A 22433-nucleotide genomic window follows, 5' to 3' on the forward strand; every position below is an offset into this window, starting at 1 on the left:
ATTATTTTTATTCTCAATAATGGCTTGTTCAGCACAACAACCATATAAGAGAACACTCAAACTAATGGGTAGTCGATTTGATATTACTGTTGTGGCAAACGATTCTATACAAGCAAACAAATATATTGATACTGCTGTCACAGAAATATCAAGAATTGAAAATTTAATTTCATCTTGGGATGATAATTCTCAAACATCCGAGATTAATCGCAATGCAGGAATTAAACCTGTGAAAGTTGACAAAGAATTGTTTGATTTAATTGAAAGAGCAATAGGCATTTCAAAATTAACTGATGGTGCTTTTGACATTAGTTATGCTTCAATGGACAAAATTTGGAAGTTTGATGGCAGTATGACCAAAATGCCTTCAAAAGAGGAAATAATTGCTTCTGTAGAAAAAGTTGGCTATCAAAATATTGTTTTAGATAAACAGAATAGTACTGTATTTCTTAAATTAGAAGGAATGAAAATTGGTTTTGGTGCTATTGGAAAAGGATACGCAGCTGATAAGGCAAAAACACTTCTTATTTCAAAAGGTGTAAGCTCTGGAATTATTAATGCTTCTGGCGATATGAATACTTGGGGAAAACAACCCAATGGAAATGAATGGAAAGTAGCCATCACAAACCCAATGGATAAAAATAAAGTCTTTGCATTACTACCTATTACAAATGGAGCTGTAGTTACTTCTGGAAATTATGAAAAATATGTAAACTTTAATGGTAAACGATACACACATATTATTGACCCAAGAACTGGATATCCTTCTACCGGAATTATAAGTGTAACCGTATTTGCGCCAAAAGCAGAATTGGCAGATGCACTAGCAACTTCAGTGTTTGTTATGGGAAAAGAAGCTGGTTTAGACCGCATTAATCAATTACCAAAAATAGAATGTATTATCATAGATGATAAAGGAAATATTACGAAATCAAAGAATATAGAAATAGATAAATTATGATTAAAAAGTTGATATGCACTGCATTAATAACAACTTGTTTTAGTAGTTGTGTTGTGGTTAAAGAATACGAAAAAGTAAATATAAATGACCCAGATATGGCATTGGCAGATAAGAAATGTGACAGAAATGTTTCCACTATGCATTCCTATCGTGAAGCAGCTGTAGGAGCAAATGGAGGAAAAACTGGTGGAGGCTGCGGCTGTAATTAATAAAACAAGAAATTTGAAAAAAATAATTTTAATATTCTGCGTATTTGCTTTTGCTAAATCATATTCGCAAGCAACACAAGACTCAACCAAAGTTTATAAAAAACGTGTATTAGAAACTACAGAAGTAGATTTTCTAACAAGTTATTACTCTCAAGATGGAGATAACGCTGCGGTAAGTGGAGGAATAGGCACTGAAGAATTAACAGATATTACAGGAACTTTTGTCGTTTCAATCCCACTAAATGATGATGACGTATTAACCATTGATGCAGGAGTTTCTGCATACACATCAGCATCATCAAGTAACGTTGGGCCATTTGATGATGGGCCAGCAGACCCTTTTCAAGCATCTTCTGGTGCATCAAGTAGTGACCTTTGGGTAAATTTAACAGGTAGTTATAGCCATAGCTCTGACGATAGAAATGATATTTGGTCTGCAAAAATATCTATTTCATCAGAATACGATTACTTTTCAGCTGGTGTTGGAGGTAGCTACACCAAATTATTAAACGAAAAGAACACAGAATTAAGCGTAAACGCAAATGTTTACATCGATACTTGGAATGCAATATACCCAACTGAATTAAGACCGTTTGGAGAAAATGGAAATGGTTTAAACAATAGTTTATTTACTCAAAACACAATTACAGGAAACACAAATTACAATCCTAGATTTAGTGAGTTTAAAGATGAAGGGCGTAATTCTTATTCTTTAGGTTTCGGATTCTCTCAAATTCTTCATAAGAATGTACAAGGTTCGTTAGCATTAGATTTTGTGCAACAACAAGGTTTATTATCTACACCATTTCAACGCGTGTATTTTAGTGATGTAGCAGATTCATTTATAGATAATTTTCAACTTGCCGATGCAGTTGAGCGTTTGCCAGATTCAAGATTTAAAGTAGCAGCTGGTGGACGTTTAAATTGGTATTTAAATGAAACATTTACAGTAAGAACATTCTATCGCTATTATTTTGATGATTGGGGAATTACCTCGCATACCGCAAGTATTGAAGTGCCAATTAAGATAACAAATAAATTTACGTTGTATCCATCGTATAGATTTTACAACCAAACAGCAGCTGATTATTTTAGACCATACGAAAGTGCGTTATCTACCGATGAGTTTTATACGTCTGATTATGACCTTTCCGAATATTCTGCTAATCAATTTGGGTTTGGCGTGTCTTATACAGATATTTTCGCAAAGGCACATATTTGGAAACTAGGTTTAAAAAGTATTGATTTAAAATTTTATCAGTACGATAGAGATACATCTTTTAGTTCTAGTATTATAACAGCAGGATTTAAGTTTGTAATGGATTAATCCAACGCTAAAGCCATACACATTTACAGTCGCTCAAGCCAACGCACCACCAAAACTGTAAAAGAGTATGTCTTGCCAACGCTCAATCTTAACTAAATAAGAAGCATCGGAAAACCAAGCAGGACGGAAAAAGCACTATGCACAACAACGTATATAGCTCATAGCTAATTAGTTGCTTAATCAAAATCAAGGCGTATTTGCGAAGTCCGCCAAATTTTTTAATTTGGCTTATTGAAAAGAAAAAGTAATAAGAAAATTAAAAAATTCGGCTCGTGCTAAACCGAAAAAATATTGATAATTTGCACGCTACGAGCCATATACAAGACCGTTCGGCGGCATCCGGTCCTATCGGACCAAATACCGCCGAACGTCCGCGCAGCTACGCTGCCTGCCCTTCGGCGAGGACGCCGCAGAACAGTCAGCTATACGCAATTTCACAAAGTGAAAATGTTTCACTATTTTCAACTTCGCAAAACTGCGCATAGCTGCGCGGACGTTGCCAGTAATTTAAGAGACCACGAATGATTTACGGAATTTTGATAATAATATTAATAATTGTGCCAATTGGAATCGCATATTATTATGACTACAAAAAAGACCCAAAAGAATTTACTTTCTCAATTAAAACTTTAGGAAAAGGAATATTTAAAGGACTTGTGTATGTTGGTTTTCTAATAGGTTTGAACGCAATCTATGAATTAGTAATACCATTCAATAAAAATCACGGAATTGAGTTTAATTCGGAACGAGAAAAACTCGGAGTACCAAAAATTGGGAATACTTGGGAGAACAGAAAATATGATTCTGACCAATACACTGTTTCGTGGTGGAATGATGATAAGTCTGATAGACATTTTAAGAAAATAATCAAATACGGAATTCTAAACGTGAAATCGGAAAACGACTATTATAAAAACGAAAACAAAGAAGGAATTTACGTATGGTCGGAATATGACTTTACCATTGACACGTTCGAATATTTTATCGAGAAGCCTAATAATAAAGTTGTTTCCGTTTCGGAAAATGGACGACTGAAGTTTGAACAACCAAGAATAGAACAGAAAATAAATAAATCGGAATTTGAAAAATTTATATCTGAATAAAAACTACTGGCAACATTGTGTATAATTAATTGCTGGTTATTTGCTTATCACGAAAATTCCGTTGGAATTTTCTCAGGTTCGTCCAAGTTTGCTAAATTAGTAACCAAACCACGCAACTAACCATACACGGAGACGTTGTACGCAAGCTGAAAAGAAATCGTAACTTTGAACAAAAGTTTTAAAAACTATATTGAAAGTAGAACATAACATATCACGAATTAGACATTTGCTAGAAATGTACAGAATGGACGTACAAGACTTCTTGCAAAAAATTAGTAGTGGACTTAAAAACCCAATTACTAAAGAAGATGTGTTTGGTAAAGAAATTCAAGTATCTTACTTAAAAAGAATTGACAAAATTTTTGAAAAAGGGCTTCACTATTATCTTGACCCAAAAGCACCAGAAAAATCAAAAGAAGCGAGTGTATTCTTTAGAAAGCAAAATTTTCAAAACGATGAGCTTAATCTAGGTGCTATAAAAATTGTAAACCAATTCGAAGAGTTAAAACTTTCACTTTCGGCAATTGCAAAACTTTCAGATTTAGATTTTAAAAGACAAATAAAAAAATATTCTATTTCAGATAATCCAAGAGAAATAGCTTTAAAAGCTCGAAAAGCTTTATATCCTAGGTTCGATAAAAACAGACGTAATTTTTTAAAAGCTTTAATTTCTTCATTGGCTACCAAAAACATAATGGTTTTTGAATTTATAGAGACTTGGAATAAAAAAGAGAAAGCAAATATTGATGGATTTTATCTGAAACCAAATATGATTGTCCTTAAAAGACATCAATCTTTTTCTAGAGAGATATTTACTCTTGCTCACGAATTAGGTCATTACTTACTTGATGAAGAAGAAATTGAAGAAATAAATTATAGTGTTTACAATAAAAATCTTTCGGCAATAGAAAGATGGTGTAATGATTTTGCTTTTTTCTTTCTAGCAGGTAATTACTCTAAAACATTAGATTCATTAGAAAAAGCATCATCAAGCAATGATTATCATCACGACTTTATTGAGAAAGTTTCTCAACACACTCATTTAAGTCAGTTATCACTTTTCACCAGACTTCTTTATCAAGGTAAAATATCAAAGTCTAACTATAATTTAGTCAGAGAAGAATTTGAAGAAATTTTTAGACAAAGGCAAGAAGAAAAAGAACGAGAAAAAGAATTATTAAAAGAACAAGGAATTAAACAAAGAGGTTCTGTCGCAAAACCAATACCTTCACCTTTGTTCTTATCAACAATTCAAACTGCTTATTATGAAGGTGTACTAAACGAATATGAAGTTTGTAAAAAACTTAATATCAAACCCGAAAAATTAGATAAATACATTTGATGAAAGTAATAATAGATACAAGTTCCTTACTGTCCTTGGTTCGTTATTACTTACCATTTGACCAAAAAACAAAATTATTTGATTTCATAAAATCTGAAATTGAAAACGGGAATTTAATTATTATAGATGCTGTTTATCAGGAATGTGCATACACTACACAAGGTTTAGTTTTAAAATCTTTAGATTATTTAAAAGATAAAGATTTCAAAAAAGACTTTAAAGTTCCTTTAAAAACAAAAGATTTACTTCCACCTTCGACGAAGAAATTTTACAATCTATTAAATGACAACTTCAGAACACCATTATCTAGAAGACTTAATGATGCAGAATTTGAAGAACGTAAAAAAGAATTTCTAGAGACAGCAGACGCTAGAATGATAATACTTGCATTGATTAAGAAAAATGAAAAAGAAGAAATAGCAATTGTTACGGAGGAATCTGAAAATGGAAATGACCACAAAGCATTTAAAAAGATACCTTCTATTTGTAAAATGCTTGATATTAAAGTTATGACCTTACCTGATTTACTAAAAATCTACCAAGGCATTGACATTGAATTTAAGTAAAAGCCAGCGTACAACAACGTGTATAATTCATTGCTAGTAAAGGCTTACTTGCGAAAATCCTCGCGGATTTTCTATTCAGTTTGTATTTGCTAAATTAGTTGCTGAAACACGCAACGAAATCATACACAAACACGTTGTGCTTCATTATAGCCAACCATTAACCAATGATAAAATTCTTTAGAAAAATTAGACAAAAAATGCTAACTGAAAACAAATTCAGTAAGTATCTGATTTACGCAATTGGAGAAATTATACTCGTAGTTATTGGAATTTTAATTGCGTTGCAAGTTAGTAATTGGAACAAAAAAAGAATTGACTCTGATTCTGAAAAAGAAGCTCTTTTTGATTTAAATACAGAGATAAAATCTAATATAAAAGCACTGGAAATAATAATAGCTGAACACGAAAAATCTTTGGTTGCAGGAAAGGAAATTAAATCAATGATAACTGACACTAATAAGCTAAATAGTATTTCCAATGATAGCTTGCAGTCTATCTTAATTGTTATGAATTATAATTATACCTATGACCCTAAACTTGGAATTTTGAATTCAGTAATAAATTCAGGGAGAATTAACTTAATACAGAATAAAGAAATTAGATATATGTTATCATCAATAAATGAATTTATTATTGACGCAGATGAAGATACTAAAGTTATAGAAAAATTAAGAGGAGAATATTATTGGCCAATGATTGCATCAAAAAAAGAAATAATTGATTATAACAAGCTCTCAAGGGACAACAAAAAATCTTTTCGTAATCCTGAATTTATTTTTTGGGTTGATTTCATTACAACTGTTAGGCAATCAGGATTGGAAGAAGAGAATGATTTATTGGAATTTCTTAAAAAAGTTAATATCGCAATCGAATCAGAAATAAAAAAATAACGAAAGCACAACAATGGCTATATGTAATTGCTTGTTCTCGCCTACTTCTGAAAATCCTAACGGATTTTCAGTTTGGTGTGTACTTGCAAAGTTATGTGCTAACCCACGCAACTACTCATAGCCGGAGACGTTCGGCGGCATCCGGTCCTATCGGACCAAATACCGCCGAACGTCCGCGCAGCTACGCTGCCTGCCCTTCGGCGAGGACGCCGCAGAACAGTCAGCTATACGCAATTTCACAAAGTGAAAATGTTTCACTATTTTCAACTTCGCAAAACTGCGCATAGCTGCGCGGACGTTACCTGTTATTAAGAAAAACCAACTATGAGTAAAACAGTTTACATTTTAGGAGCAGGATTTAGCATACCTGCTGGAGCACCAACACAAGCAGGATTAACAAAAGCAATTTTTGATTTAAAAGCTACTCGCTTATATACTGACAACAAAATTCTTCAGCAGTATTTTGAAAAATTTGAGGAGTTTCTGGAAAGACAACTACTAACAGACAAAGATGACTTGAAAGATGTAGCACTTGAAGACATCTTTACACCAATAGATAGATGTATAATAGAAAATGCTTCGTATCGCTCAATTGAGCCTAAAAAATTAATTGAAATTCGTGAAGTAATTTATAATTTAATAATAGTTGCTTTACGTGAAAAACTAAAAGTTGCAGATACTGGCTATATAGATGAATTTGCAGATTTTCTTATAAAAAAAACACAGCCTAAAATTGATAATCCTCAATTAGACGAAGTTTCTGTTTTGACAACAAACTGGGATATTTTATTAGATAATTCATTACAAAGAAAATTAAAGAATTTAAAGAAACCTAATGAAGATTTTGAAGGAGTTGTTGACTATTGTTGCTATGTAAGCTCATTAGATAAATATGACCATTCAATAAAACCTGGACTTTACGCTTTGGGAAAAGGAAAGTTTAATGTCAAACTTTTAAAATTACACGGCTCAATGAATTGGCTACATTGTCCAAAATGCCAAAGAGTATTTGTTAAGTTTTACGAAAAAATTGCTGGAGATATTGTTTTTCACAATCAACATTGCAGACATTGTAAAAAGAATTATACTGAAAATAACAACAATTCTTTAAAATTAAGAAGTAATCTTCTTATGCCTACTTTTTTAAAAGACTTAAATAATTTTCAAATAAAACTAATTTGGCAAAATGCAGGTGTTGAACTTGCCGAGGCTGATAAAATTGTTTTCATTGGGTATTCATTACCACAAGCAGATTTTGAACTTCGCCAGTTGTTATCAAGAATGGTAAAAGACAACGTTGAAATTGACGTAGTATTATCGAAATATGATAAGCCTGTTTCAGGTTATGAATGGGCATTTGCAGAAAACAGATATAAATCATTTTTCGGGAATAGAAAGCCGAATTTTTACTACGATGGAGTTAAGGAATATTTGAGAAATAACAACAGGTAACACCGTATATAATTTATTGCTTGGTTCTAGCCTACTTACGAAAATCCTCGCAGATTTTCTATTCGGTTTTTATTTACTAAATTAGGTGCTTAACCACGCAACAAACCATATACAAACACGTTCGGCGGCATCCGGTCCTATCGGACCAAATACCGCCGAACGTCCGCGCAGCTACGTTGCCTGCCCTTCGGCGAGGACGCCGCAGAACAGTCAGCTATACGCAATTTCACAAAGTGAAAATGTTTCACTATTTTCAACTTCGAAAAACTGCGCATAGCTGCGCGGACGTTGTGCTTCATTATTTCTCACTCTTACGGAATAAAAAAATTATTCTAACTTTAGAGAAAGAACTAACCAATGATAAAATTCTTTAGAAAAATTAGACAAAAATTACTCTCTGAAAATAAATTCAGTAAGTATTTGATTTATGCAGTTGGAGAAATCATTCTTGTTGTTATTGGAATACTAATAGCATTGCAAATTAACAACAGCAATGAAAGAAGTAAACAACGAAAAGTTGAAATAAGTTACTTAAAACGATTATTAGTTGATTTAAATAAAAACGAAATTCTATGGAAAGACACTCACACAAGACGTAAAACTCAAGTGCAGCATATACAAAATACAATAGCTCTTAATTTTAATAAACAAAAAGATACCATTGACTATATAAAATTAGCAGAGAATTTGAAATTCGCTGTAACGTGGAATAATATTAATCCAACACAAGACACATTTTCAGAAATGTTGAGTAGTGGGAATTTAGACATCATAAAAAATGATTCCATTAAAATAAAACTAATTGCATTGAACAATAATTATACGTCGATAATAAATTGGGACAAAACATCTGAAACTACTCACAAACGTATTATGCAGCATTCAGAAGGTCTTTATAATGCCAAAGATTTTGCGCCTTTAAGTCCTGTTTTTTCTGAATATGTAGATATAAAATTCGCTAAAAAAGATTTTGAAAACGCAATGAGCGCTTTGAAAAACTCTATATCAAATATGATTGATAACAAACTTGTTATGAATAATTTAGACGTATTAAGCGATAATTATCATAGACAATTAAGTGCTTTCAAAAAATTAGAAAGCGATGTCAGAGAATTAAATGATTTAATTGCATTGGAAATAGAGAACAGAGCCGATGATTAAGGTCTTTCGAAAAATCAAACAAATTATTTAAATAACGAAAGCACAACAACGTGTATAATTCATTGTTCGGTTCGTGTGTACTCGGAAAATTCCTGCGGAATTTTCCTCTGGTCAGTTTTCTTTTATTAATTTAGTCCTAGCCTACACAACGAAATCATACACAACACGTTAGGTGTCATTTGAATGAAACATCTTGTAAACATCATATTACTACTTCTGATTTTAACTTCTTGCCAAAACAAAAAGGAGAATAACGGAATTGCCAAAACTGAACTAAAAAAACAAATCAGTGAACCGTATTCGGACTTAATCCTTTATGACAATTTTGACAATGAATTAATTCTTGACACTATTTCAAAAAGAAGGGAATCTCAATTTTCACCGGTTTATATTGGACAAATAGCGGACTCAATTGAATTATGCTACAAAACCTCAAAAATCGGACATAGAATTGAGGATACTGATTGGGGAAAATATAGAAGCCCAAAGGCTACAGACTTAAATATATTCATTGACACAACAAAAACAATCGGATTTCCAATGTGGATATGGGAATATTATAAAGCACCTGAACATCGCGTAAATAAAAAGTCATATCCTATTTTTATTAAAAACCAAAGTTCTGACACTTTGAGTATCGGATTTGGAGATGTATTACCTATGCTAACAGAAGTGAAAGACTCGATTGGTAATTGGAAACAAGTTGAGAGACAATTTATATATGATTGTGGAACAGGTTTGACTGAATTTTATCTTCCACCAAATCAAATTGCAATTTCTGCTTTGAGACAAAATTATGGAACGAATAAAACAAAATTTAGAGTGAGATTTCGACTTGGAGACAACAAAATTTACTCGAATGAAATAAACGGAAAAATTAATAACTGAATATAAAAAACGCCACCTAACAACGTATAAAATTAATTGCTTGCTACGAGCCTACTTACGAAAATCCTCGCGGATTTTCTATTCGGTTTTTATTTGCTAAATTAGGTACTTAAACACGCAACTAACCATCCACAAAACCGTTGCCAGTAATTTGACCAAACCGAATGGAAGTCACAAAAAAAGATGTTGAAGAACTAATTGAATTAAGAAAAAAAGACAGTTTTCTTAATCACTTTTGGAATATCTTTTCAGGTGATATGCGAGCGAAAGGAGAAATAAATCGGAATGAAATAAAAGTATGGAGCCAAAATATGTGGAATCTGACTTTCTATTCGATTTTTATATTCGAATTTAATGCTAATAATCATCTGACAAACATAACGGATAAGATGAATCCTGTTGGAAAAACTCTGATTGGAATTGCCTCTTTATGGTTTCTGTATTTGATTTTCCCTAACAATCCGACTGAATTTAATCCAATTGATAATTGGCAATGGATTACGATAATTGCTGTTTTCGTCTTTTTAGTAGCTTGGGTTTCTCGAAAGATTTACAAAATGGAAAGGAAAAATCAACTTGAGGAAATATACGAGATTTTGGATATTGAAATTGAGAAAAAAGCACCTGAAAATGAATGGTCGCTGAAAAATATCCTGATAAGATTATTTACTTATCCTTTTGCGATTTTTGTAATAACTATTTGTGCTTGGAGCTTATTTTCGAATGGAATAAAAAGCATCTTTTTAACCTTATTTGGAATCGGAATTTGCGGAATGTATTTGTATTCGGACATTAAAATGATAATGAAAAATAATAAAGTGGAAAAATAAAAACTACTGGCAATAACGTATATAATTTATTGCTAGTTCTAACCTTCTTACAAAAATCCTCGCGGATTTTCTATTCGGTTTTTATTTGCTAAATTACGTGCTAAACCACGCAACTACTCATAGCCGTAACCGTTGTACACAATTTTAACCTATTAATAATTAAAATACTAATTGAATGAAAAAAGTCTTATTATTTGTAATCACATTATCTTTTCTAACTCTAAATTCATGTTCATCCTCTAGTGATGATGATTCAGGTGGAAGCAATTACCCTCAAACAGTAAACATTAAATTTGAAGCTCTAGCTAATACTGGTGGAAATTTACAAGTCCTAGCAACAACAATAGATAATGATTCTGAAGATCATCTAGAAACCTTACCTTTTTCATATACCTATGCACAACAAGAAGTAAACATTGGAACTTATTTAAAAGTCCAATTTCAAACTCAGTCATTTACAATTGGCGAAGAAATAGAGTTAAAAATTTTAGTTGATAATCAATCTGTAAAAAGTGAGGTTTTCACAATTACTCAAGAAAATCAAGTGGGATCAATTGAGTATACTTTTGAATAAGCTAAACTGTATAAAACAACTTGTATAATTAATGGCTGGTTCTAGCCTACTTACGAAAATCCTCGCGAACTTTCTATTCGGTTTTATTTGCTAAATTAGGTGCTTAAACCACGCAACAAACCAAACACAAACACGTTGTACAACATTTGATGAAAAACAAAATCTCATTATTAATTTTTGGAATTTTATTTCTGATTTCTTGTTCTGAAAAATCGGAATTTCTAAATGATTGCGAATGTAAAAAAATCAATTTAGATAGTGATGTTACTTTGTTTGGAATGGAACATAGATATTCAATTAAATTACCAAGCAATAACTGGAATCCAGAAATTACTGATAATGGAATAAGTGCTGGAATTTTTGAAGAAAATGCTTTTAAATATTTCGGACTTACAGAAATGGGAAAAGCAAAACCTTGGATGACACTTGCGGAGCAACAAAAAGATATTGAAAGTAAGTATGAAGTAATTGAGAATGGAATTACAGACGTTTTTGAAAAAAAAGCGATTTGGAATCTAGTAGAAGAAAAATTCGATACGATTCCAATAATTGGAATATATGTGACAGTTGAGCATCCAACAGATGATTTATTCTATACTTTGAACCTTGCAGTTTCAAAAAACAAATACGGTAAAAAGGAATTGTGTGAGCTTGAAAACATAATTAAATCGTTTAAAATAGAATAAAAAGCGTTTCATAAGATTTAAAACTAACTAATGGCAAGTATTGACAGAGCTGATTGGCATTACGGAAATGATTTTCCTGAAAACCTTCCAGAGGAAAATGGAGGTACTCATATTGGTATGTACTTAAATTGGATAATTGAAAATGAGCTAATAAGTGAATTTCATTTGATTGAATCAAAAGATGGGATTGAAAAAGTAAAATCTGGAAAAATTACAGGAAGAGATTTTCTATTCGATTATTGTGATGGAAAATTTTGGAATGAACAATTAAATGAAATTGGACTTGAATTTACCGAAAGTTATTACTCAAGTGACAAATATTTCGGAGATTATAACAAGGTTTTGGCAAACGAATTGGACAGTATTTATGAAGTTAATGACAATCGACAAAATTATTCTCTAATTAAAGAAAAATTAGACCAAAGATTTAAAAAATGGAACTCTCGTAAAAACAAGAAATTTTGGGAGTTTTGGAAATAAAAAAACGGTGTACAACAATGGTTACAAGTAATTGCTTGTTCTCGCCTATTTCTTAAAAATCCGCAAGGATTTTTAGCTTGGTGTGTACTTGCTAAACCACGCAACAAACCAAACACAAACACGTTGTACGTAATTAAATGAAGATTAAATAATATATGAGATTTTATTGTTTATTTTTTTCGCTATTGACTATTACTTTTTGGTCACAGGCTCAAGACTTCTCTTCGTACGAAAGTCCTATTAAAACAAAGATGTATTCAGAGGCACTAAACGACTCTATAAGTCTGGAGATAACCCTACCAAAACAACTAAAAAACAACACAAACACAGAATATCCTATTATTTATTTGTTAGACAAACAGCTGCAGAGTAATTACAAATACAATCTATACACAATAGACTACTTAAGTACTTTACAATGGATGCCTGAGGCTATAATTGTTGGGATTACCTTTTCTTGGAAAAATAGAAATTCGTGGACCAATCCTAATATCAACGGAGGACAAGCCGATGATTTAATACAATTTATTGAGCAGGAATTGAATAATGAACTGAAGAAGAAATACCCTATTTCAGATTTTAATCTATTGATAGGGCATTCACGTACAGCCATATTTTCATCTTACGCGCTGTCCAAAAGTCCTGATTTTTTTAATGGAGCAATAGCCAATAGTGTTTCAAATTTCGATTTTGGAGATAAACTACAGCAAGCACAGTTTGAAGATTTCTTGAATAAGATTCCATCTAGTTCCCATAATTACTATTACTACTTTTCTGTAGGAGAAGAATCCTATGGAGATTTACATGAATCGGCAGTAGATACTTTAAACATGTATTTAACATCCAAAGCATTACCCGATAATTTGGAATGGAAATACTTTAAACATAAAGTAGCACACGATCTTACACCAGGTGTAACCGTGAATAAAGCTTTAAGTGAAATTTTTAAAAACTACGGTAGGAGAATAGACATCTGTTTTGATCTTGCAAAAGAATCGAGAAATAAAGTGCCATGGGAAGAATTTGAAGATTTATATTCATCCATATCCTCTGACCTAGGTTTAAAAATCCAACCATCTGAGTTATTTTTCAATAGTATTGCTTCGGAATATTACAATGATTACGACAATATATACGGTAACAACAATCTGAATTTTACGCTAGAAATTCTGCTGAAGGCAGTAGAAAAGGATCCAAAAAATTTTAGCTACTATAGTTGGATAGGAGAAATCTATATGACTCAAAAAAAGATTGACAAAGGAAATCAATACCTCAACAAAGCTATTTAACTCATAAATAAGGATGAATCCGTTTCAGAATCTGATCGAATAAACTTCCTTAAAGAAATAGAAGCGTTAAAAAGAACAAAATAACTACCTAAACAAAGGATAAAAATAATAGCTGAGATAGTAGGAAATATGAAAGCTTAAGCACGCATAGAATTTAATTATTACATAAAAATTTCGATTTCTGTAGTCGGCTACTATTCTTATAACAACCGTTGTACACAATTTAAAATATGAGCAGAGTAAAAAACTTTCTGACTGAATTAGATGACTATGAATTAGCATATTTTACAAAGTTCAAGCTTCAGACTTATATGAAAGATACTCAATTAGAAATAAAAGAATATCTCGTTGAAAGAAACCTGAATGAATCAAAAATTGACCGATTGATTTTGGAAAACCCGAAGTCAAAATTAAATGACGACAGAAAAAGATGTCCACGTTGTTATTCTGACAAAATCCGAAAAGACAAAGTGGAATGGACAAACACTGGTGGTGGAATTGGAATTGGAGACGAAGTAGCAACTTGGGACGGAATTGGTGGACGAGCAACTTATAAAAATGAAATAATTTGCAACGTTTGTGGATATTGGTTAGAAGACCCTAATCAAGAAAAACCGTTACCGACTTCAAAAAAAAATATTATACGGAATTTGGGATTTTTTATTAAACGCATTAAGCAGGTAAAAACTGTAAGCAATAATTTGTTTTATTCATAGTTAATACTCGCCTACTTACAAAAATTCCGCTAGAATTTTCTATCTGTTATTAGTTTGCTAAATTAGTTGCTAAAACAAACAACTACTCATAGTCGAGACCATCTTGCAACACATGACAAAAACCATAACTGAAATACAAACCATAGTAAATCAATTGGCTGAAAAGATAAATGCACCAAGCTATTTACTTCCGACATTTAGCTCACCAATTGGAGATGCAACACCGAATATTGAAGTTGATAATTCAGGTCTTTATAATTATGTGATTTCGGAACGAGGAAATGAATATGAAAGGAAATTGACTTCTGACTTGAATGAATTACTATACTGGATATTTTCTTCTGTGTCTTTTTCAATGGCTTGTGACTATGAATTAAAAAACAGAGTTGAGGATAAAGATTGTAGAAGAATAATATTCGAAAAACAGGAAGAATTACTCGGAATTTTGGATAAAAAATGGGAGGAAAAAGAAAGGAAAGAACACCTATCTATTCTTGTAAATAGTCCATTTGATGATTTAGCTGGATTAAGAGCAACATACTGCGGAGAATTGAGAGCAAAAGGATTTTCTGAAGCTGAAATTGATAAACTCGCTTATGAAAAATATCCTGAATAAATACGTTACAGAACAATGTATAACGGCAATTACGGCGCATATGACTACGTCCAAATTCACTCGGAATTGATAACATCAGTACTAAACCGAAAAACATTAACTTTAATCCCGTAACTGACGGTTATACGAGACCATCGTGCAACATTATCGTAAAATCACAAATGACAAATAAAATTACCTTTTTTAGATTTTCTAACTCAAAATCTTATTTCGACCAGGATCTGAGAAATGAACAAGTTAATACAAAAGAAACTCTAGAAGAACTACAAAACTATTTAGATAGTAAACCTAATAGAAAACATAGAACTTTAAGCAAAAACGAAAACCTAACTCTAGATAAATATAGTCAGATAAAGAAGGCGTTTATAACTGAATTATCGATAAAAGATAAAAATAGTCTTGATATTAATAATATTGACGAACGATTATTAAAGTCGGAATTAAACAACAACCCTGTAAAACAACGCCTTCATATCAAAATTGCTTCAGAATTTAATTTAGAAGAGCTTAACGAATTAATCTTGCAAAAAGAATACAACAATCGTTTTAAGAGATATGAAAAAAGCAAAAGGCTAGTCGAACAGACCAATTTACATGAAAGAATTGAAATTGACGATTTAAATGAACTCAACAGTATAATTAAAGATATGAATAATAATGGTTGGTCTATAAAACAAATTGAAGGAATACAGTCTGGAAGTTCTTATATTTCATATGGAGTTCATGAAGTTGGTGGTGGTGGCTATGGATATGGATTTACGCAAGGAATTTTGATAGTTTGGGAAAAATAACGTTGCAAAACAACGTATATAATTAATTGCTAATGATTTACCTGCCCAAAAATCCTTAAATTTAATTAACTTAGTAACTTAACGGAAAATGACTTATGTCCTTTTCCGTAACTCATCATAACACGAACACGTTAGCAAAATTTGAAACCAATCTATATGAAAAAAGCGATTTATATTTTAATTTTAATCTTAACGACAAGTAGTTGTTCAGATTTTAAATCCGACAAAAATACGGCTGTACAAATTGAGAGGTTACAGACTGAAAATGATAGTCTAAAAAAAATACTAATCAAAGATAAACCTAAAATGAAACAACAAATTACTACGTTTCTAACATTTCAAAAGAGCAATGCAGAACAAGCTATGAACTTTTATGTGGAATTGTTCGATAATTCCAAAATTATCAATGTACAACGTTGGGGAAAAGAAGGACCAGTTGAAGAAGGAAAAATTATGCATGCCACGTTTAATTTAAACGGAAACCTATTTATGTGCAGCGACAGTCCTCCCATTCACGATTGGGATTTCACACCTGCAGTTTCTAACTACATTGAATGTGAAAATGAAATTGAACTTGAAAACCTCTTTGAAAAACTATCTGAAAACGGAAAAATAATGATGCCATTAAATAATTATGGCTTTAGCCAAAAATTTGGATTTGTAGAAGACCAATTTGGAGTTTCGTGGCAACTAAACTTACAATAGGATATTGCAAATTGGAATAATCTAGAATTTAAGACTAAACGGAGTTCTAAATGAAAAAAAAGCCAATTGCAAACAACATGTGTAAATAATTGTTTTGGTCGTTATTTATTGGAAAAACACCTCCGGAATTTTCTCGCATTCGTTTTTTGTTTACTAAATTAATTACTAAAACAGGTAATTAACCATACACCTACCATTGTCTTCATTATGACCAACCAATAAACAATTATATTTTTTTCGAAATATTAGACAAAAAACGCTGACTGAAATTGAAAAACAACTAAGTAATTGATTGGTTATAAGAAGCTGATTATATGGATGACTATTGCCTTTTATAATCCTGACTCGTCTTTTAGCACAATGTTTGGAGTCTTTGATTAATACATTTAAAATACTGATATTCAACTTATTAACCAAAAGCGTCTACCTTTTGTCCGCGTATTTCTAACAGACTGTCCACTTTATGTCCACGATGTATTTTATTCTTCAACCTAGTGTAGCTATAAGTTTGTGTTGTCATTAATTAATGGCAAACCAGTTTTGTGGTGCCTTGCACTGGATATGGCTGCAGACTTCCAGCTGCAAGTCGCTACGAAAACTAAATTAAAAACCACAAAACACAAACATTATGAAAAATTTAATTAGTTTTTTTACCCTTATTGTACTGCTAACTACTATTGTTTCCTGTAGCAGTACAGACGACAGCGATAATCCCTCTTCTAACGATACCATTGAAATAAGTATTAACGAAAACCCTTCGAGTGGACATCTAGTAACTACGATAACTACTAGTCTTTCAGGTGATGTTAGCTATAGTTTAACTTCTGAATCCATTTCTCAAGCATTTACACTAGATTCAAACTCAGGTGAATTACGCGTGGCAGCTTGGCAGGTTTATGATTACGAAATCAATCCGATAATTACAGCAACAGTATCTGTGTCTAATGGAACGGATTCGGAAAACAAAATCATTATTGTAAACCTTAACAACATGGATGATATTTGGTTTTTTCTTAACAGCTCTAGAGATAATTATGCAAACGCCTCAGCAGGAGATTGGATTGCCATAACCGAAGGAGAATATAACCATTTGGCAAACAATTTATTCGATGTAACAAAATGTGGTTCTACGGATTCGCAATACAATAGAAACAACCAAATATCTTACGATAGCAATTATTATACCTATGCTAACGATAATGGTGCCACTATAGCACAACAAAACTATTTATTTGCATTTAAATATACTTGCAATAGGGATAACCTTACTAACACCAAGGTAAAACTATCATCGACAAGTGTTTCAGAAGGTTATACCAATATTGGAGGCAATGTACCAATGCACAATAGTGGTGAAAATTATTTTGTTCTCAAAGGTAACTCAAGCCCAACGCCTGAAACATCTTATATGGCTGTGAGTGCAGAACGCTTTGGGTATTTTAGTGGAGTTTCTGGTTTCAATTTTAAATACGGAGATTTTGATGTCAATGAGCTTCCGTATAATTGGACAGGCATTGCCTTATACCAAGGGCTAACCACAACTGTAAAGCAATGGGATTAATTTTAATATATATATTATTTAGTTGGTTGATAAAGAGCAGGCGCAAGCCTGCTTTTGTCTAAAGCAACACTTCACCGTAAAGATCAAAATCCTCAGCTTCAATAACTTTGATAGTTGTAAACTCACCTGTCTTTAAGTAAGTTGTGGTAGCATCAATCAACACTTCGTTATCAACGTCTGGTGAATCATATTCTGTACGTCCAACAAAATAATTCCCTTCTTTACGGTCAATCACCACTTTAAACTCTTGCCCAATTTTAGCCTGATTCAATTCCCAGGAAATTTGGGATTGAATTTCCATAATCTCATTGGCACGTTGCATTTTTATGGCTTCTGGCACATCGTCTTCTAAGTTATAAGCATGTGTATTCTCTTCGTGTGAATATGTAAAACAACCCAAACGTTCAAAACGCATCTCTTTTACCCAATCTCTCAACGTTTCAAAATCTTCTTGTGTTTCACCAGGATAACCAACAATTAATGTAGTTCTAATGGTCATCTCAGGAACTTTTGCTCTAAAATCTTTAAGCAACTTTGTGGTTTTTTCCTTTGTTGTACCACGACGCATACTTTTTAAAATAGCATCTGAAATATGTTGCAACGGAATATCTAAATAATTACACACCTTTGGCTCTCGTTTCATTACATCCAAAACATCCATTGGAAAACCTGTTGGGAATGCGTAGTGTAAACGAATCCACTCGATACCTTCAACTTTTACTAAGTGTTCTAATAATTCAGCGAGATTTCGCTTTTTATAAAGATCTAAACCATAATAGGTTAAATCTTGAGCAATTAATATCAATTCTTTAACTCCGTTTGCAGCTAATTTTTCTGCTTCAATAACAATCTCTTCTATTGGAGTACTTTTGTGTTTCCCTCTCATTAAAGGAATAGCGCAGAAACTACAAGGTCTGTCGCAGCCTTCGGCTATCTTTAAATATGCGTAATTCTTTGGTGTAGTCGTTAGACGTTCACCAATTAATTCGTGTTTATAATCTGCTCCTAGTGCTTTTAATAAGCCTGGTAACTCTGTTGTACCAAAATACTGATCTACGTTTGGTATTTCTTTTTCTAAATCTGGTTTGTAGCGCTCACTTAAACAACCCGTAACAAAAACCTTATCCACTTCACCATCTTCCTTCTTTTGCATGTACTCCAAAATGGTATTTACACTTTCTTCTTTGGCATTATTTATAAAACCACAAGTGTTAATTACAACAACGTTTCCTTCTTCCTCATGTACCACGTCTTTGCCGCTAGCTTTAAGTTGACCCATTAGTACTTCGCTATCGTAAACATTTTTACTACAGCCTAGGGTTACAACATTAATTCTATTTTTCTTAAGTGTTTTTGTTCTCATACCATTGTATAAATCAGTGGGCAAAGATACAACGTAAATTAAACCTTTAGTATATTTACGAGTCTAAAAATGCAAACCACCATATGAAACTTATTAGATATACATTCATCTTTACGCTTTTCTGTATTCTATTATCGTGTTCTAGTGATAATGAATCCTCTGATGATCAAGACCCACAAAATGAAGATATCTATTTTCCACCTTTAAATTCTGATACTTGGGAAACCAAAACGATTTCAGAATTAAACTGGAATGAAGACCAACTACAGCCGCTATTAGATTTTCTTGAAGAAAAAAATACAAAAGGATTCATAATACTACATAACGGAAAAATAGTTGTGGAAGAATACATGAACGACCATAATAGTAACGCTATTTGGTATTGGGCAAGTGCAGGAAAAACACTTACAACAGCACTATCTGGTATTGCTGAAGATGAAGGTTTTATTGATATCAGTAATAAAGTTTCTGACTATGTAGGAACAGGTTGGACAAATGCACCTTTAGAAAAAGAAAACCTAATTACATGTAAACATCTGTTATCAATGTCTTCTGGCTTAGATGATGAAGCTGGCGATGATATTTCTCCTGCCAACTTAAATTACATTGCTGATGCAGGCACACGTTGGGCATATCATAACGTCTATGTAAAAATGCAAGACGTTGTTGCTGAAGCTACAAATCAAACTTGGGATGACTATTTTAATTTAAAATTAAAAGCACCTATTGGCATGAGTGGTAGTTGGTTTGCTCTAGGAAGTCTTAATGTGTACTGGAGTAACACACGAAGCATGGCGCGTTTTGGCTTACTAACTTATGCAAATGGTATGTGGGAAGACCAGCAAATTGTAAGCGAAGCTTATCTTAATGAAGCAACAAATACGTCGCAAGATATTAACTTAGCTTATGGTTATTTATGGTGGCTAAATGGGAAATCTTCTTATCATTTACCGCAAAGTCAAGTTGAGTTTCCCGGCAAACTTATTCAGGATGCACCAAATGATATGTATGCTGCTTTAGGTAAAAATGACCAAAAAATATATGTGGTCCCAAGTAAAAAATTAGTGGTAATTAGAATGGGAGAATCTGCTGACGAAGAGAATTTTGCACTCTCAACGTTTGATAATGACCTTTGGATTAAAATCAACGCATTAATTGATTAGTTATAATCTTTAGGTGCAACTCTGGCTTTTGAGGCTTGCTCATAAACATAAGCCCATTGCAACAATTGCTTTTCTTGCAACCGCTTTGCAATAAACGTCAATCCTTTTGGTTCACCTTTTTCCGTATAACCCATTGGTACTGTTAATGCAGGATATTCGGCAACAGCAGCAAATGCAGCATGATAATTATTAATAGACAAGAAACCATCAAGGCTTCTATCTTTCATAGGATGGTTAAAATATTGTAAACCGTTTGTTTTTAAAGTATCCTTTATTGCCACCAAATACTTGGCATCACCTTTATCGTCAGCTATTCCTTTAAATAATTTCTGACCGTAAGGCATGGTTTTTAATGAGTCTTTTAAGTTAAAATCCATAACATCTTCAACCGTTCTAAACTTAATGGACGTATTGGCATAATTTTGCATGTACGTTGGTAAATCCTTCTTCATGTCTAAATTCAATAAGCGAATAAAGTTTGGCAATCCTAATTTCTCCTCTTCAATTTCTACAATTTCAGCACCTTGCTGTTTTAATACTTCTAAAGCCTTTTGGTATAGTGAATCTTCCATTAAGCGCTTAGGTGCGCCAAAACGTTTACCCTGTATGGCACCCAAAGATGGTTTCTCAAAATAGCCTTGAGACTGGTTGAGATCCACAGATTTAGAATCAGATATATCATAACCATATATAGCACTGAGCACAATACCTATATCTCTAACAGATCTTGCTATTGGACCAGCTGTATCCAAAGTTGAAGAAATAGGCACAATGCCACTTCGGCTCACCAAGCCAATCGTTGGTTTTAACCCAACCACTGAATTCTGACTCGCAGGCGACAAAATAGAACCAGCGGTTTCACTTCCTATGGCAGCTGCACAAAAATTAGCTGCAACAGCAACTCCACTACCCGAACTTGAACCACCTGTATCAAAAATGCGTCGTCCATAGGGATTTAAAGTTTGTCCACCAACGGCAGAATATCCACTTGGACAGTCACCACAGAAAAAATAAGCCCATTCGCTTAGATTTGCTTTTCCGAGGATTAATGCATCATTAGCCTTTAGTTGTTTAACGATAAAAGCATCATCTGTAATGTTATCTTTCAATGCTACAGCTCCAGCAGTTGTTGCCATGCCTAAAGCATTAACATTATCTTTAAGTAGAATTGGCATTCCATAAATTGGATGCTTACTCAGACCTCTATCAACAAAATAGCGATCTTTTTCTTTAGCTTCTTCAATTACATTTGGATTGATGGCAATTACAGAATTCAATGATAAAGGATTCTCTCTGTCAAACTTTCTTATGCGATAGAGATAAAATTTGGTCAATTCCTCATAAGTAAATTTGTTACGAGTTCTATTGACTTGCAGTTCCGTAATATCCTTCTCTAATATAAATGGTTTTAAACGCTCATAATCAGCCTCTTTAAAATCTTCTATTTGAGGATTAATAGTTTCCCAAATTTCAGATTTGGTTAAATTTTTAGAATCCAAGATTTTAAATTCCCTGAAATCTTTGGTTGAAATGGCAGATAGGTCTGAAGATTCATCGGCTGAAGATTGCTCAGTGGGTTCAGAATTTTCTATAGGTGTTCTAACATCTGATGAATTAGAGTTCTTACAGGAAAGTGCAAAAACAAAAACTAGAAGAGATAGGATATGACGCATAGTTAGTATTTTTTATAAAAATACTAAATGGATTTTATTAAAACTTTTTGAACTAAACAAAAAAGACCTCAAAGGTTACGGAAACCT

General features: G+C 32.6%; 23 protein-coding genes. 21 read left to right on the forward strand and 2 right to left on the reverse strand.

Annotation, left to right across the window (positions count from 1 at the left end):
* The first annotated feature begins 19 nt into the window (after window positions 1-19).
* From ACFFGA_RS11595 to ACFFGA_RS11690, 20 genes are all read left to right on the forward strand, one after another.
* Window positions 20-961 (forward strand): FAD:protein FMN transferase, encoded by a 942-nt coding sequence (locus tag ACFFGA_RS11595; RefSeq protein ID WP_386064135.1) that lies wholly within the window; start codon window positions 20-22, stop codon window positions 959-961.
* Window positions 958-1170: a DUF4266 domain-containing protein gene (locus ACFFGA_RS11600; RefSeq protein WP_386064138.1), complete on the forward strand. Its 213-nt coding sequence runs from the start codon at window positions 958-960 to the stop codon at window positions 1168-1170. Before ACFFGA_RS11595 ends, ACFFGA_RS11600 begins: the two co-directional genes overlap by 4 nt.
* Window positions 1171-1183: 13 nt before the next feature.
* On the forward strand, window positions 1184-2497 hold the full coding sequence (locus ACFFGA_RS11605; protein WP_386064141.1) for a DUF3570 domain-containing protein: 1314 nt from the start codon (window positions 1184-1186) through the stop codon (window positions 2495-2497).
* A gap of 557 nt (window positions 2498-3054) precedes the next feature.
* Window positions 3055-3600 carry a hypothetical protein gene (locus tag ACFFGA_RS11610; RefSeq protein ID WP_386064144.1) on the forward strand — a complete coding sequence of 182 codons (546 nt, stop codon included), beginning with the start codon at window positions 3055-3057 and terminating at the stop codon, window positions 3598-3600.
* A gap of 244 nt (window positions 3601-3844) precedes the next feature.
* Entirely contained in the window at window positions 3845-4942 is a 1098-nt protein-coding gene (locus tag ACFFGA_RS11615; RefSeq protein WP_386064147.1) for an ImmA/IrrE family metallo-endopeptidase, read from the forward strand.
* A complete protein-coding gene (locus ACFFGA_RS11620) occupies window positions 4942-5508 on the forward strand; it encodes a DUF4411 family protein (RefSeq protein WP_386064150.1) in 567 nt (188 codons plus the stop codon). The genes ACFFGA_RS11615 and ACFFGA_RS11620 overlap by 1 nt, the downstream gene beginning before the upstream one ends.
* A gap of 164 nt (window positions 5509-5672) precedes the next feature.
* Window positions 5673-6398: a DUF6090 family protein gene (locus tag ACFFGA_RS11625; RefSeq protein ID WP_386064153.1), complete on the forward strand. Its 726-nt coding sequence runs from the start codon at window positions 5673-5675 to the stop codon at window positions 6396-6398.
* Window positions 6399-6722: 324 nt separating this feature from the next.
* Window positions 6723-7850, forward strand: a complete 1128-nt coding sequence (locus ACFFGA_RS11630; RefSeq protein WP_386064156.1) for a hypothetical protein — start codon at window positions 6723-6725, stop codon at window positions 7848-7850.
* A gap of 357 nt (window positions 7851-8207) precedes the next feature.
* On the forward strand, window positions 8208-9011 hold the full coding sequence (locus ACFFGA_RS11635) for a DUF6090 family protein (RefSeq protein WP_183490593.1): 804 nt from the start codon (window positions 8208-8210) through the stop codon (window positions 9009-9011).
* A gap of 183 nt (window positions 9012-9194) precedes the next feature.
* A complete protein-coding gene (locus ACFFGA_RS11640) occupies window positions 9195-9899 on the forward strand; it encodes a hypothetical protein (RefSeq protein ID WP_386064160.1) in 705 nt (234 codons plus the stop codon).
* Window positions 9900-10063: 164 nt separating this feature from the next.
* Window positions 10064-10729, forward strand: coding sequence for a hypothetical protein (locus ACFFGA_RS11645; protein ID WP_386064163.1), 666 nt, complete (start codon window positions 10064-10066; stop codon window positions 10727-10729).
* 175 nt (window positions 10730-10904) lie between these two features.
* Window positions 10905-11303, forward strand: coding sequence for a hypothetical protein (locus ACFFGA_RS11650; protein WP_386064166.1), 399 nt, complete (start codon window positions 10905-10907; stop codon window positions 11301-11303).
* A 149-nt stretch (window positions 11304-11452) separates the two neighbouring features.
* A complete protein-coding gene (locus ACFFGA_RS11655) occupies window positions 11453-11989 on the forward strand; it encodes a hypothetical protein (RefSeq protein ID WP_386064169.1) in 537 nt (178 codons plus the stop codon).
* A 30-nt stretch (window positions 11990-12019) separates the two neighbouring features.
* A complete protein-coding gene (locus ACFFGA_RS11660; protein ID WP_386064172.1) occupies window positions 12020-12469 on the forward strand; it encodes a DUF7832 domain-containing protein in 450 nt (149 codons plus the stop codon).
* Window positions 12470-12720: 251 nt separating this feature from the next.
* Complete coding sequence (locus ACFFGA_RS11665; RefSeq protein WP_386064174.1) at window positions 12721-13758, forward strand: alpha/beta hydrolase-fold protein; 1038 nt, start codon at window positions 12721-12723, stop codon at window positions 13756-13758.
* A 230-nt stretch (window positions 13759-13988) separates the two neighbouring features.
* Entirely contained in the window at window positions 13989-14474 is a 486-nt protein-coding gene (locus tag ACFFGA_RS11670; RefSeq protein ID WP_386064177.1) for a hypothetical protein, read from the forward strand.
* Between the two features lie 112 nt (window positions 14475-14586).
* On the forward strand, window positions 14587-15090 hold the full coding sequence (locus tag ACFFGA_RS11675) for an Imm63 family immunity protein (protein ID WP_386064180.1): 504 nt from the start codon (window positions 14587-14589) through the stop codon (window positions 15088-15090).
* A 161-nt stretch (window positions 15091-15251) separates the two neighbouring features.
* On the forward strand, window positions 15252-15881 hold the full coding sequence (locus ACFFGA_RS11680; RefSeq protein WP_386064183.1) for a hypothetical protein: 630 nt from the start codon (window positions 15252-15254) through the stop codon (window positions 15879-15881).
* A gap of 156 nt (window positions 15882-16037) precedes the next feature.
* Window positions 16038-16586 carry a VOC family protein gene (locus ACFFGA_RS11685; RefSeq protein WP_386064186.1) on the forward strand — a complete coding sequence of 183 codons (549 nt, stop codon included), beginning with the start codon at window positions 16038-16040 and terminating at the stop codon, window positions 16584-16586.
* Between the two features lie 628 nt (window positions 16587-17214).
* Window positions 17215-18147, forward strand: a complete 933-nt coding sequence (locus ACFFGA_RS11690) for a cadherin repeat domain-containing protein (protein WP_386064189.1) — start codon at window positions 17215-17217, stop codon at window positions 18145-18147.
* A 58-nt stretch (window positions 18148-18205) separates the two neighbouring features.
* Here the strand turns inward: ACFFGA_RS11690 and rimO are convergent, their stop codons facing one another.
* Window positions 18206-19510 carry a 30S ribosomal protein S12 methylthiotransferase RimO gene (rimO, locus tag ACFFGA_RS11695; protein WP_386064192.1) on the reverse strand — a complete coding sequence of 435 codons (1305 nt, stop codon included), beginning with the start codon at window positions 19508-19510 and terminating at the stop codon, window positions 18206-18208.
* A gap of 83 nt (window positions 19511-19593) precedes the next feature.
* On the opposite strand from rimO, the gene ACFFGA_RS11700 reads away from it, so the two are divergent.
* The gene (locus ACFFGA_RS11700; protein WP_386064195.1) at window positions 19594-20673 is read left to right on the forward strand and encodes a serine hydrolase domain-containing protein; all 1080 of its coding nucleotides are present in this window, start codon (window positions 19594-19596) and stop codon (window positions 20671-20673) included.
* Here the strand turns inward: ACFFGA_RS11700 and ACFFGA_RS11705 are convergent.
* Entirely contained in the window at window positions 20670-22346 is a 1677-nt protein-coding gene (locus ACFFGA_RS11705; RefSeq protein WP_386064198.1) for an amidase family protein, read from the reverse strand. The two genes, ACFFGA_RS11700 and ACFFGA_RS11705, sit on opposite strands and share 4 nt — an antisense overlap.
* Window positions 22347-22433: the final 87 nt, after the last annotated feature.

It is taken from the genome of Winogradskyella pulchriflava, assembly GCF_042434315.1.
GTDB classification, from domain to species: domain Bacteria; phylum Bacteroidota; class Bacteroidia; order Flavobacteriales; family Flavobacteriaceae; genus Winogradskyella; species Winogradskyella pulchriflava.

Bases quoted from the DNA above. Each gene is read 5' to 3' on its own strand.
- ACFFGA_RS11660 (WP_386064172.1), top strand. From the start codon at position 12,020: ATGGCAAGTATTGACAGAGCTGATTGGCATTACGGAAATGATTTTCCT.
- ACFFGA_RS11615 (WP_386064147.1), top strand. From the start codon at position 3,845: ATGGACGTACAAGACTTCTTGCAAAAAATTAGTAGTGGACTTAAAAAC.
- ACFFGA_RS11595 (WP_386064135.1), top strand. From the start codon at position 20: ATGGCTTGTTCAGCACAACAACCATATAAGAGAACACTCAAACTAATG.
- ACFFGA_RS11630 (WP_386064156.1), top strand. From the start codon at position 6,723: ATGAGTAAAACAGTTTACATTTTAGGAGCAGGATTTAGCATACCTGCT.
- ACFFGA_RS11600 (WP_386064138.1), top strand. From the start codon at position 958: ATGATTAAAAAGTTGATATGCACTGCATTAATAACAACTTGTTTTAGT.
- rimO (WP_386064192.1), bottom strand. From the start codon at position 19,510: ATGAGAACAAAAACACTTAAGAAAAATAGAATTAATGTTGTAACCCTA.
- ACFFGA_RS11685 (WP_386064186.1), top strand. From the start codon at position 16,038: ATGAAAAAAGCGATTTATATTTTAATTTTAATCTTAACGACAAGTAGT.
- ACFFGA_RS11680 (WP_386064183.1), top strand. From the start codon at position 15,252: ATGACAAATAAAATTACCTTTTTTAGATTTTCTAACTCAAAATCTTAT.
- ACFFGA_RS11705 (WP_386064198.1), bottom strand. From the start codon at position 22,346: ATGCGTCATATCCTATCTCTTCTAGTTTTTGTTTTTGCACTTTCCTGT.
- ACFFGA_RS11670 (WP_386064177.1), top strand. From the start codon at position 13,989: ATGAGCAGAGTAAAAAACTTTCTGACTGAATTAGATGACTATGAATTA.
- ACFFGA_RS11665 (WP_386064174.1), top strand. From the start codon at position 12,721: ATGTATTCAGAGGCACTAAACGACTCTATAAGTCTGGAGATAACCCTA.
- ACFFGA_RS11690 (WP_386064189.1), top strand. From the start codon at position 17,215: ATGAAAAATTTAATTAGTTTTTTTACCCTTATTGTACTGCTAACTACT.
- ACFFGA_RS11625 (WP_386064153.1), top strand. From the start codon at position 5,673: ATGATAAAATTCTTTAGAAAAATTAGACAAAAAATGCTAACTGAAAAC.
- ACFFGA_RS11635 (WP_183490593.1), top strand. From the start codon at position 8,208: ATGATAAAATTCTTTAGAAAAATTAGACAAAAATTACTCTCTGAAAAT.
- ACFFGA_RS11645 (WP_386064163.1), top strand. From the start codon at position 10,064: ATGGAAGTCACAAAAAAAGATGTTGAAGAACTAATTGAATTAAGAAAA.
- ACFFGA_RS11655 (WP_386064169.1), top strand. From the start codon at position 11,453: ATGAAAAACAAAATCTCATTATTAATTTTTGGAATTTTATTTCTGATT.
- ACFFGA_RS11700 (WP_386064195.1), top strand. From the start codon at position 19,594: ATGAAACTTATTAGATATACATTCATCTTTACGCTTTTCTGTATTCTA.
- ACFFGA_RS11640 (WP_386064160.1), top strand. From the start codon at position 9,195: ATGAAACATCTTGTAAACATCATATTACTACTTCTGATTTTAACTTCT.
- ACFFGA_RS11620 (WP_386064150.1), top strand. From the start codon at position 4,942: ATGAAAGTAATAATAGATACAAGTTCCTTACTGTCCTTGGTTCGTTAT.
- ACFFGA_RS11650 (WP_386064166.1), top strand. From the start codon at position 10,905: ATGAAAAAAGTCTTATTATTTGTAATCACATTATCTTTTCTAACTCTA.
- ACFFGA_RS11675 (WP_386064180.1), top strand. From the start codon at position 14,587: ATGACAAAAACCATAACTGAAATACAAACCATAGTAAATCAATTGGCT.